The 11,200-nt window shown below is 66.5% G+C and carries 10 protein-coding genes; 3 read left to right on the top strand and 7 right to left on the bottom strand.

The window, feature by feature from the left end; genetic code table 11:
• Positions 1-304 precede the first annotated feature (304 nt).
• Positions 305-1,156, top strand: coding sequence for a DUF72 domain-containing protein (locus CHC08_RS43260; RefSeq protein ID WP_089213198.1), 852 nt, complete (start codon positions 305-307; stop codon positions 1,154-1,156).
• Between the two features lie 211 nt (positions 1,157-1,367).
• On the top strand, positions 1,368-2,486 hold the full coding sequence (gene hemE / locus CHC08_RS43255) for a uroporphyrinogen decarboxylase (RefSeq protein ID WP_218825766.1): 1,119 nt from the start codon (positions 1,368-1,370) through the stop codon (positions 2,484-2,486).
• A gap of 128 nt (positions 2,487-2,614) precedes the next feature.
• Here the strand turns inward: hemE and CHC08_RS43250 are convergent, their stop codons facing one another.
• Positions 2,615-3,487, bottom strand: a complete 873-nt coding sequence (locus CHC08_RS43250) for an LLM class flavin-dependent oxidoreductase (RefSeq protein ID WP_089213197.1) — start codon at positions 3,485-3,487, stop codon at positions 2,615-2,617.
• 384 nt (positions 3,488-3,871) lie between these two features.
• On the opposite strand from CHC08_RS43250, the gene CHC08_RS43245 reads away from it, so the two are divergent.
• Complete coding sequence (locus CHC08_RS43245) at positions 3,872-4,294, top strand: hypothetical protein (protein ID WP_089213196.1); 423 nt, start codon at positions 3,872-3,874, stop codon at positions 4,292-4,294.
• A 148-nt stretch (positions 4,295-4,442) separates the two neighbouring features.
• Here CHC08_RS43245 and CHC08_RS43240 read toward each other — a convergent pair whose 3' ends face one another.
• The 6 genes from CHC08_RS43240 to CHC08_RS43215 form a co-directional block, all read right to left on the bottom strand.
• Positions 4,443-5,168: a helix-turn-helix domain-containing protein gene (locus tag CHC08_RS43240; protein ID WP_089213195.1), complete on the bottom strand. Its 726-nt coding sequence runs from the start codon at positions 5,166-5,168 to the stop codon at positions 4,443-4,445.
• A gap of 147 nt (positions 5,169-5,315) precedes the next feature.
• Positions 5,316-5,861: a DUF4282 domain-containing protein gene (locus CHC08_RS43235; protein ID WP_089213194.1), complete on the bottom strand. Its 546-nt coding sequence runs from the start codon at positions 5,859-5,861 to the stop codon at positions 5,316-5,318.
• Positions 5,862-6,206: 345 nt separating this feature from the next.
• Positions 6,207-7,232 (bottom strand): hypothetical protein, encoded by a 1,026-nt coding sequence (locus CHC08_RS43230; RefSeq protein WP_089213193.1) that lies wholly within the window; start codon positions 7,230-7,232, stop codon positions 6,207-6,209.
• A 109-nt stretch (positions 7,233-7,341) separates the two neighbouring features.
• Positions 7,342-8,316 (bottom strand): glycosyltransferase, encoded by a 975-nt coding sequence (locus tag CHC08_RS43225; protein ID WP_143653607.1) that lies wholly within the window; start codon positions 8,314-8,316, stop codon positions 7,342-7,344.
• Positions 8,317-8,637: 321 nt separating this feature from the next.
• Positions 8,638-9,753, bottom strand: a complete 1,116-nt coding sequence (gene trpS, locus CHC08_RS43220) for a tryptophan--tRNA ligase (protein ID WP_089213191.1) — start codon at positions 9,751-9,753, stop codon at positions 8,638-8,640.
• 251 nt (positions 9,754-10,004) lie between these two features.
• Positions 10,005-10,421: an STAS domain-containing protein gene (locus CHC08_RS43215; protein WP_179282549.1), complete on the bottom strand. Its 417-nt coding sequence runs from the start codon at positions 10,419-10,421 to the stop codon at positions 10,005-10,007.
• Positions 10,422-11,200 lie beyond the last annotated feature (779 nt).

Here is an 11,200-nt window from a genome sequence, read left to right as displayed (position 1 = left end):
GGAAGTTCAGCTACAGCCGCAACAGCGGCTTCGACGGCTTCCGCACCCGCATCGGCGAGGGCAACTCCCGCGACTTCGACTGGGGCAACTACTACCGCCACTCCTTCTGAGCCGCCGGGTGACGGTGCGACGCGCTTCGCGTCCGAGGGCGATCCGGCCGATACTTCCGTCGGCCGGCGCCACCCCTCTCAAATGTGACAGAGGGCCGAGATGCGTACGGGCTGCTCCACGCAAGCGGGTGCGGCCGGTCAGCTTAAGGCGAGCTCGGTATTTTCTCCTGCCGACCTTGGATAGCGTCGGAGCCATGCGGCTTCATGTGGGATGCGCGATGTGGACTCACGCGCCATGGCAGAGGCGCTTCCTGCCCCATCCGCTCCCTCCCGGGGAGCGCCTGCGGGCCTATGCGACCTGGTGCAACGCGGTGGAGGGCAACACGACGTTCTACGCGACACCGACAAGAAGCACGGTGGAGTCGTGGGCGCGGCAGACCGACCCCGACTTCCGTTTCGTGGTCAAGCTGCCCAAGCCGATCACGCACGAACGTCGCCTTACCGACACCGACGATGAGCTCCGATCGTTTCTGGAGGCGATCGAGCCACTCGGACCGCGAGCCCACGCACTCTGGATTCAACTGCCGGGATCATTCGCTCCGACCGACCTCGGCACTCTGGCGGGCTTTCTTCGCCGTCTTCCCCGCTCGCACAGATACGCCGTCGAAGTCCGCCACCGCGCGTTCTTCGATGACGCCCGATCCGGACGGCTTCTCGAAAGGGTCCTCGCCGGCGCCGATGCCGAGTGGATCCCGTTCGACACCACCGCGCTCTTCCAGAGTCCTCCGACCAGCGACGCCGAACGAGACGCGTGGATGAAAAAACCGCGCATGCCACACCGGGCGTCCGCTCTCACCGACCGTCCGATCGTTCGCTATCTCGGCCGGGACGACACGGCGCGCACGGTCGAGGGCTGGCAGCAATGGATCGGCATGGTCACCGAATGGCTGCGCGAAGGCCGCTCGCCGACCGTGTTCATCCATACTCCCGACAACGCCGACGCGCTGATGCTCGCCCGCCGGTTTCACGACGACGTACGGGCCCGGCTGCCCGAGATCGAGCCACTGCCCGAGCCCATGCCGACCGAGCCGCTGACTCTCTTCTGACCGCCGAACCTTCCGTCCTGCCTTCTGAGCGCTGAATCCGCCCTCCTACGCAGGCGGGCAGATGATTTTGTCAACCTGTTGTGGCCCAGGTCTGTCGCTCTGATCTGGCCCAGTCGGCGGCCCTTGGTAGCCTGTCAGGGCGTCTTCACCGCGGGTGAGATTGTGCCGATCGTGCCGGGTGAGCTCGTGCATCTGAACAGGGCGGAAGAGCGTGGAAACCGTTACGCGGGGCGACGTTGGTCTGGATCATGCACCTGGTGGGGTGCGACCGAAGAAGTTGCTGTTGCGTGCGCTTGCGGGCGAGCCGACGGAACGGCCGCCGATCTGGTTGATGCGGCAGGCTGGGCGCTATCTGCCTGAGTATCACGGCGTTCGTGAGGCGGCCGGCGGGATGGTGGGGTTGTGTAATTCGCCCGAGCACGCGGTCGAAGTCACCCTGCAGCCGATCCGACGCTTCCCGCTGGATGCGGCGATCTTGTTTGCGGATCTTCCGCAGATCGCTGCGGCGTTGGGTCAGACCCTGGAGTACCGGGTCGGTGATGGCCCGGTTCTGACACCGCCGATCCGTTCGGCGTCGGACATCACCGAGTTCTTGAGCGCGTCTCGCTTGCACGAAGAACTGGCCCCGATCTACGAGACGGTCCGGCAGCTCACGCACGCCTTGCCTGAGGATGTGGCGCTGATCGGCTACGCCGGTGCGCCCTGGACGGTCGCGACGTACATGGTCGAAGGGCGCGGCGGCGGCAACTCCGAGCACGCCCTCGTCAGGCAATGGGCGCTGAGCGACCCCGACAGCTTCCAACCCCTGATCGATCTGCTCACGGCAGCCATCATCGAGTTTTTGGACCGTCAGATCGAGGCAGGCGCCGAGGCGATCCAACTGTTCGAGAGCTGGGCCGGGATACTCCCGGACCCGCTCTTCCAGCGTTGGTGCGTCAAGCCGGTTGCCGTCATCGTCACGGCGCTCAAGGCGAAGCATCCGAGCGTTCCGATCATCGCGTTCCCGCGCGGTGCCGGGCTGGCGTACGACGGCTTCGTGCAGGCCACCGGCGTGGACTGTGTCGGCCTCGACTCGACGGTGCCGCTGGGATGGGCGGCGCAGAAGGTGCAACGCGAGTTGGGCCGCTGCGTGCAGGGCAACCTCGACCCTCAACTCCTCGTCACGGGCGGCCCGGCACTCCACGCCGAAACAGACCGCATCCTGCGCGCTCTTGGCGGCGGCCCGTTCGTCTTCAACCTTGGCCACGGCATCGTCAAGACCACACCCCCCGAGCACGTGGCCGCGCTTGCCCAGCAGGTACGCTCCTGGGTCGCACCCTCGACGCAGTAGACGGCCCGAACAGGTCGGCAACTCGCGCGCTCGGCCCAGAGCGGTCTGTTCTACGGCGCGTCAATGTCCTGCCGCGACGCTGCGTCGTTGGCTGTCCGGACGGCTCGCCCGCTGCGCCGTCGGTTATCTCAGGGGACGAGTGGCCGGACCTTTTCTGCCACGAACCGTACGAAGCCCTCGGGGTCCGGTTCGTCGGCTGTGGGCTGGAGGATCACGGTGTCGGCTCCGGCGTTCGCCAGTCGCAGGACGGCCTCCGCGACCGCGTCCGCGTTTCCGGCGGCCCCGATATCCGATATCGAGGCGTCGCCCCAGCGCTCGAGCTCGGCCGCCAGGCGCGCGGCTCCGTCCGGTCCGGTCGCCGCGTGGAGGTAGGCGACCACCTCGTGGTGGTCGGTGCGTCCACCCGCCGCGCGCCCCTCGTCGATGAGCTCGCGGGCCCGCCGCACCTTCTCGGGCGGAGTGCCGGCGACGAGGATGGTTCCGTCCGCGGCCTCGCCGCTCAGCCGCAACGAGCGCGGCCCGACCGCCCCGGAGAACACCGCGGGCGCCGTCGCCGGCGGCCAGTCGAGGGCGACGTCGTCGAGCTTCACGTAACGGCCGTCCGTGGTGACCCGCTCGCTCCGCAGCAGCGCCCGCAGCGCGGTGAGGTGCTCACGCAGCAGCGTCATCGGCGACTCCGCCTGCGCACCGACCTGTGCCATCCATGACTGGACGCCGTGGCCGATGCCCAGAAGGACCCGATCCGGGAACAGACGGTGCAGGGTGGCGGCCTCCATCGCGGTCAGTGCGACGTTCCGCAGGGGCACGGGGAGCAGGCCGACGCCGATGTGCAGCCGTTCCGTCCAGGCCAGGGCCGCGGCCGCGCTGGCGATGCCGCTTTCCAGGAAGCAGTCCTCCCAGAGCCATAGTTGTTCCAGGCCCGCCTTGTCCGCCGCCTGGGCCACGTCGCGCAGCCGTTCGGGGGGTAGCTGGGGCCTGAACACAGCGCCGAGAGTAGTCATGAGATCTTTTCTATCGGTCCGTTCTCGGACAAACAATACTTTTCGGGCACGGAAAGCCGTGGGCATCATTACTCTCCGAGCGTCCACCAAGATTAACCTGCGACCGTCAGCCGGCCCGGTTCGCGATGACGGCGACCACGGCCGCACCGGGGCGGACGGCCGAGCAGGTCGATCACCTCTCCGCCCGGCAGGCTGGGTCACCGGGTGCCATCGCCGGACACATCGGCCCGGTCGTCGGAGGCCGGACCGCTCTTTCCCGCCATCCCGCCGACCCCCGTCGGCACGGCCACGTGACGGTCGGCCATTCCCTTGGAGGAATTGTTGCCCAGCGGTCCTTCTCGCAAGATTCGGGAGAGACAGCGACACATCAGCCAAGGAGAAACAGTGACCGATATCCATGCCCAGGACCTGGCCGCCCGCTACGTCGCCCTCTGGAACGAGCCGGACGCCGAGCTACGTCGCAAGGCCATCCGGGAGCTGTGGGCCGAGGGCGGTTCCCACGTCCTTCAGCCGCCCCAGGAGATCCGGGAGATCGCCGCGAGACTGGGCTTCGGCTCCACCACCCTCGAAGCCCACGGGTACGACGCGCTCGAAGTCCGGGTGACCCACGCCTACGAGGAGTTCGTGGCCCCGGGGCAGTTCGTCTTCCAGCCGCGGGACAACGCCGTCCGCCTCCACAACGTCGTCACGTTCAGCTGGGAGATGGTGCCCGCCGGTGGAGGTGAGGTGGCGGGTGGCGGCCTGGAGACCCTCGTCCTCGACGAGAACGGCCACATCGCCACCGACTACATGTTCCCCGCTATCTGACGGAGACCGGCCGCGATTCTCCCGGCGCCCGACAGATCGGTGGCGGTTTCCGGGATCCGGCAGGTCGGTGGCGGTTTCCGGGATCCGGGAGGCGGTCGCGATTCCCCGGGATCCGGCAGGCCGGTCGCGATCGAGCCGCTCCGGGGTGTCATTCGGCCAGTAGCGCCGCCGTGGCCGCGTCGGCGGGCAGGAACGCCTCCAGCTTCAGCTCCGCCACGGTCACGTCGGTCGCGGTGGCGAACGTCGTGATCGTGGTTGTCAGCCGCAGCTCACCGCGGGCCGAGCGCAGCCGTACGGGCACGGCGAAACCCACGTGGTCGGGCCCCGGCGCGACGTGCGGCACGTAGCCGGACAACTCGTCGTAGAGGTCGCCGGGTGGGATGCGGTCGAAGATGTGCTGTGCCCACTGCGGCAGGTTGACGATCCGCGCCGCCAGGCCCTCCGGGTGCAGGGAGAGGCGCAGCACGTTGACCGGCGGGCGCAGGAGGTGCTCCGCGACGCCCTCGGTGAGCAGGGAGAACGCGTCGTTGGCGAGCACCAGCTCGTGCCCCGCGTCCACGACGATCGCGGGGTAGGGCAGGTGCCCGGCCAGGATGTGCCCCAGCGCGGTGCGTACGTGCTCCAGGCTCGGGTCGTCGAGCGGGGTCTGCGGGTAGACGGGGGCGTAACCGGCCGCGAGCAGGAGCTCGTTGCGTTCCCTGAGCGGCAGTTCCATCGACTCGCCCAGCCGTACCACCATGGTCCGGCCGGGCCGGGAGCGTCCGCTCTCCATGAAGCTGAGGTGACGCTGCGTCGTGCCCGCGCGCAGGGCGAGATCGAGCTGGCTGAGGTGGCGGCGATGCCGGTTCGCGCGCAGGGTCTGAGAGAAGTCCACACTCCCAGTCTGCGGGGTCCGTCTATTCCGTCGAGGGAATTGTCGGTATTCATGGACAGGGGCACGATCTGTCCCACGGCCTGCCGTACGAGAGGGTACGGACGATCCAGGTGACGGTCGCCGATCCCCCTGAAAAAACGGGACACCTCAGATTTCGCCGCGGGCGCGAATTGCTCCCAGGTCCTCCTTGATCTTGAAGATGACGATCAGCAGTTCCATCCATACGCGGGTGAGGAGGACGGCGAAGAACCAGACGATCGGTGCGATCAAGAACGTGATGATGCCGGCCGTCGTGCTCGCGACGAAGGCGGAGGCCACGAAGGAGAGCGCCGAGAGCCCCTGGAGCACCACAATGACGATAAAGATGACCTTGATGACGCTCGTCGTCACGTAGTGGTCGAAGCTGAGATCGAAAAGGCGGGCGAAGAACCCGGTTCCCGCGGTCTTGGGCTGCTGGTACATCTGCTGCTGGTAGGTGGGCTGGGAGGGCTGCTGTCCATAATTTCCGTAGCCCTGCTGTGGATCCTGAGTCTGGTACGGGTTGGCGCCGTACTGCGGTTCCTGGGCCTGGTAGGGGCCGGCCCCGTACTGCGGGTCCTGGGTCTGGTAGGGATTGGCCCCATACTGCGGATCCTGCGCCTGGTAGGGGTTGGCGCCGTACTGCGGATCCTGGTTCTGGTAGGGGTTGGTCATCGTTCCGTCCTTGATCGGGGGGATGGTGATCCCAGATACCTTGCCAGAAAATCGGCAGGGGCAAGGGGGGCGTTATACGGAGAGGTTCGACTTCATGCGAGATTGATCGCGATCACCATGGACTCGCAGCGAAGAGTCCCATTGGGGTTTTACGGGCCTGCGCTTGATGGTGTGCTCTGATCTCCCGTTTCACAGGGGAAAGAACGTGGAAATCGGGAGATGGCCCGCCGCGCGCGATCGTACGTGCTCCCCTCGGTCTTCGTCAGGTCCTCGGCGATTTCCGCAGCGCTGTCGCCTGTCGGCTCCGGCGGAACGGGCGACGCGAGGTGAGGGCGCCGCCGGGTGTCACGGCGAGGCCGGCTCGAAGGAGGAGACGACGAGCCAGACGGCCGCGACCACGATCACGACCAGTACGGCGAGGTCCTTCGGCCGTCCTGGGATCCTGCTCCGCAGCGAGCGAACGACTCCGGTCACGGAGAGCGGCTCCCGGCGGCTCCAGGCGGCTGCCACGACGAGAGCGGCCGCGAGGAGCAGGGGCCATCTGACCAGGCCGAGGGGATATTCCTGGAAATCACCCTCGTAGGGGCTGAACTGCACCACGGCGTCGAGCAGGGCGAAGACAAGAAGGAGCGCTCCGGCTCCGGCGGCGGCCGACCGCCCCCACCGGGCGGAGGCGCCCTTCGCCGCCGCGGCCAGTGCGACGATCACGACCGGCAGGCCGATCGCGGCGGCTCCGGGGACCCATGCCTCAAGGGCGTTCCAGAACGACTCCGCGGGTCCGTAAGCCTCCTCGTAGCGGAGGCCGGGGATCAGGACGTCGTCGGTCGCTGCCGGAAGGCTCCAGGTCATCGTCGGAAGGCGGCAGGTGATCGCCGTCCACGCCGCGGCGGCGACGGCGAGCGTCCAGAGAGCGCCCCCCCGCTCCGTGCGTGACAGCGGCGACCGGGCAGCCAGAGCCAGTGACACCGCGGCCACCGGGTAGCAGGCGATCATGAGCCAGGGCAGCACGACGGGAAGTTCGCGCTCGCCGCACAGGTCGGTGCCCGGCAGGAAGATCGCCGTGAACAGCCCGAGCGCGAGCACGGAGCCGATCGCCAGGGTGGCCGTGAGAGTGGCCCGGCGCGGCGCGCGCAGGACGAGGCCGGCCAGGACGACCGGCAACAGGAGCGTGGCCCAGAACAGCAGTTCTCGCGCCGCGCTCTCCAGGGCGTGGGGACTGGAAAAAGTTCCGGAGCAGACGATCCATATGGTGCTTTCCCCGCCGACCTTGAAAGTTGGCAGGATCACCGGTCCCGCCGCGGCCAGAACCGCGCCGAAGCGGAGAGCCGCCGTCGCTGAGGATTGCGTCTCCGCCTGCGGTACCTGAGCCATGTGACCCTTTCTGTCTTCGCCCCCGAAAACAGATCAACTCAGGTGAGAGTAGTGGAGTGCCGTCCGCTCCGCGGCACAGCACGGGTGCGACCTCGGCTGATGATTCACTTCAGGATTTTTGTGACGAGAGAGAACGCCGAGAGGCAAGGGAATAGGCCTCGCGGAGACCGTGCGTGAGCATCTGGGTTCCGTACCGTGCCGCCACCTCGGACGCCTGCTCTCCCCACTTCGCCCGCTGTGCCTCGCTCTCCATGCTCCGGATCATCTCAACGTAGTCCGTTACCGTCTCGCCGTGCACATACGCATCCTGAAGCCAGTTCTGATAACAATCCAGGTCGCTCAGGATCAGGGGCAGGCCGGCGGTGGCGGCCTCCAGGGTTGCCAGTCCGAATGTCTCGTGTTTGGACGGAAGAAAGAAGACGTCGGAGGCCGCGTAATATTCGAAGACCTTTTCCCGGGGAAGCAGTCCGGTGAACCTGACGTTTTCCGGTGCGTCCTCGCAGAGACGTGTGAGCTCGCTCCGCCTGTCCGACAGCACGCCGAACGGCATTCCGCCCACCCAGACGAACCGCAGGTGCGGGAGCCTCCTGGCGCACTCGACGAATTCTTCTATGCCCTTTCGCGACTGTATTTGGCCAACGCCGAGGACGACCAGTTCGTCCCCCCATCCAAACTGCTGGCGCAGGCTGCTTCTCTGGTGGGAAAGCAGTTGGATCTGCCGTTCGTTGATGGCGTTGACCGTGAGATGGATCCGGCGCCGGACGCCGATCTCCTCAAGCTCCGCCGTCGTGGCCTGGCTGACCGACAGGACAAGATCCGCCAAGTTGTAGACGACCTTCATGTACCATCGGGCGAATCCGGGGAAGTAATCGGCTCCAAGAATGTTTCCGATAAGCGATGCCGGCGTGACATGAGCGGTGATCAGTCGCGGACCTCGATGGGTCAGCATCCGAAGCACCATTACGGGGCCCATCGTGTGCACGTGAAGAATGACGGATCTTCCATACGCCCGAAGACCTGAAACCTGCTCTACGTCGGGCATTCCACTGGTCGCCTGGAGGCACTCCTCATAGGCGGTGTGCACCCCGTGGCCACGTATGGTGAAAGTGGTCTCTGATACCACACGCACCCGTAAGGACGACGGTCCGCCTGACGTGGGCTTGCGTCGGAAATGAAGCACTCATCGAGCGTAGCAAAAGCAACGCTAATCCCTTGGGTGGTAACTGAGGATTATCCGCCTATTCACCCTGTGATACGGCTGTGTCCCCGAGCTTGGGCGAGAGCGGCGGCCCGCCGGGTGGGATGCGGTGGCGCTCTCCACGGAGGGAAGCCCTTCGGCGGCGGCCGAGAAGGACCGCCGGCCCTCGGTGGCGCTCTCCGTGGGAGAGCGCCACCGAGGTCGGTCCTAGTAGAGGGCGTTCATGGCGGTTCGCACCTCTTTGAGGGTGGTCTCGGCGACGGTGTTGGCGCGTTCGATGCCGTCGCGCAGGACCTGTTGGATGTAGGCGCGCTCCTGGGCATACCGGGCGCGGCGTTTCCGGATCGGGGCCAGGTATTCGTTGACGGCCTCGGTGACGGTCCGCTTCAGAGCGGCCGCTCCTCCCGCACCGATGTCTTCGGCGACCAGACGGGGGTCGCGGTTCAGGCAGAGCGCGGCCAGCAGGACGAGGCTGGAGACCTCGGCCCGGGTGGCCGGATCATAGGTGATGTGCCGGTCGGCGTCGGTCTTGGCGCCCCGGATCAGTTTGGCGGTCTCATCGGCGCTCGCGGCCAGGGCGATGGCGTTGCCGCGGCTCTTGCTCATCTTGGTGCCGTCGGTGCCCAGCAGCAGCGGCGCGGTGGACAGCAGGGCGTCGGGCTCGGGGAACACCGCCGCGCCGGTGCCGTAGCGGTCGTTGAAGCGGCGGGCGATGGTACGGGTGAGTTCCAGGTGGGGCAGCTGATCCTGGCCGACCGGGACGAGGTTGGCCTTGCAGAACAGGATGTCGGCCGCCTGGTGGGCGGGGTAGGTGAACATGAGCCCGCTGACGGAGGACTGCCGGGAGTGGGCGATCTCGTCCTTGACGGTGGGGTTACGGCTCAGCTCCGCGACCGAGACCAGGCTGAGGAAGGGCAGGAGCAGCTGGTTGAGGGCGGGGATCGCGCTGTGGGCGAAGATCGTGCTCCGGCCGGGGTCGATGCCGATGGCCAGATAGTCCAGTATCAGGCCCTCGACGTGCTCGGTGAGGTGATCGGCGACGTCCCGGTCGGTGAGGACCTGGTAGTCGGCGATGACCAGGAACATCTCCACACCGAGGTTCTGCAGGCGGACCCGGTTGTGGAGGGTGCCGAAGTAGTGGCCCAGGTGCAGCAGGCCGGTGGGACGGTCTCCGGTGAGCACGCGGAACCGCCCGGGATCCCGGCGGATCGACTCCTCCAGCGAAGCGGTGCGGCGCTGGGCGGTGGACACCCCCAGCAGGTCGGAGGGAGGAGGAAGGCGTGCGGGGCGGACGGGCTGTTCGACATCGAGGCTGGTGTTCACAATGGTCTCCTGGCTGCTGGGTGATCCGCCGTTCTGAGGGCGGCCCCTTCATCCAGGGAAGACGCGGAAGCATCCAGGAAATGCAGAAGGGCCGTCCATTCGAACGGCCCGGGGTCATGCGCGAGAGATGGCCGCTCCTATGAGGAGCGCCACCAGCTCAGACACGACAGACGATGCATGCCTCTACTTTATCAGCCCGGATCATCCGGCCCCGGACCGAACGATCCGTCTGGTGATCAGGAGGGCGCCGCTCAGATTCTGCTCTGTCCGGCCATGGATGGTTTCTCGCTCGGTTCCGCCGTGGACCGCTCGGGGAGATGGTCGACGAGCCGGAGGTAGTCCGCCGTCGCCATTTGAGGAAACGCACGGAAGTGCTTGTCCAGGCGGGTGATTCTGAGGAGCGACAGGACGATGGGCGGCGTTCCGGCAAGCACCAGTTCCGTGTGGACCAGCTGCGCCTGACGCTTGATCATGATGAGCGCGCTCAGGCCCTGGGCGTCGATGAAGGTGATCCCGCTGAGGTCGAGAACGACCATGCCGACGCGAGTGCTGAGGATGTTGTTCACATAGTGGATGAGCTCCGGTTTGGTGGCTATGTCGAGTTCGCCGGAGACCGTGACCAGCACGCAGCCGGTCAGGCTCTTGGTTGTGAACCGCAGCGCGGTCATCGTCACCTCCTCGCAGGTATCGCATGAAGACACGTGAAGGCGGCGGAGCGGCATCGAGGTGTCGACCTCGGTCGCGATCGCTCAACCCCCACCGCGTCGATGCTGCAGGGTCTTGACAGCCCTGGAGCTTGCGATGTTCGCGACGCTTCGGACGGTACAAATCATAGCGTTCCTTGATGAAAGGCATTCGAGATCAATCGCAAATGTAACTTTTCGCATTCATCATGAAATTCAAATATCCGAGGACCCGATATGAGCAAGATCGGCGATGGGATCCCGACTCGCCGGTAATCACTTACCGGTGATCACATTGCCGGGAACGTGGCGCATATGAGTTGTCGCGTTCTCTGACAGAAGTCCGCGCCGAAGCAGTCTTTCATGGAGCCTTTTGCCGAGGAATCGGATTTCTCCCAGGATATGCACCGCTCTCGCGGTGCGGGTCATCGGTGGGTAAAGAGCGTGAGGCCGAACAGCCGTCAACGACCGGACCTCGGCCGAGGTCCTGCCTGCTTCGGCGTGTCATGCCCGTCCAGCTTGCGCCCCTACCCCCAGAAACTCCCTGCGAACGCCCTGGGAACTTCCTGGGAATGAGCAGGGGAGCCGGCCTCAGACGAGGTCGCCGATGCGGAGGCTGGCGGGAGTTGGGCGCGGCGGAGGCAGGGCGTGGCGGGGCTGTCTCGCAGCCTCTATCACGCGGTCGACCGCCTGGCCCGGGACGAGTTGATCGTGCCCTTCGAGACGAGCCGGGAGGGCCGCCGTCCGGAACGACGGGCTCGCGG

The sequence above is a fragment of the Streptosporangium subroseum genome, assembly GCF_900188345.1.
In the GTDB taxonomy this organism is placed as follows: domain Bacteria; phylum Actinomycetota; class Actinomycetes; order Streptosporangiales; family Streptosporangiaceae; genus Streptosporangium; species Streptosporangium subroseum.
Note: the sequence above shows the minus strand (reverse complement) of the source record. Positions and strands in the feature narration are given on the sequence as shown.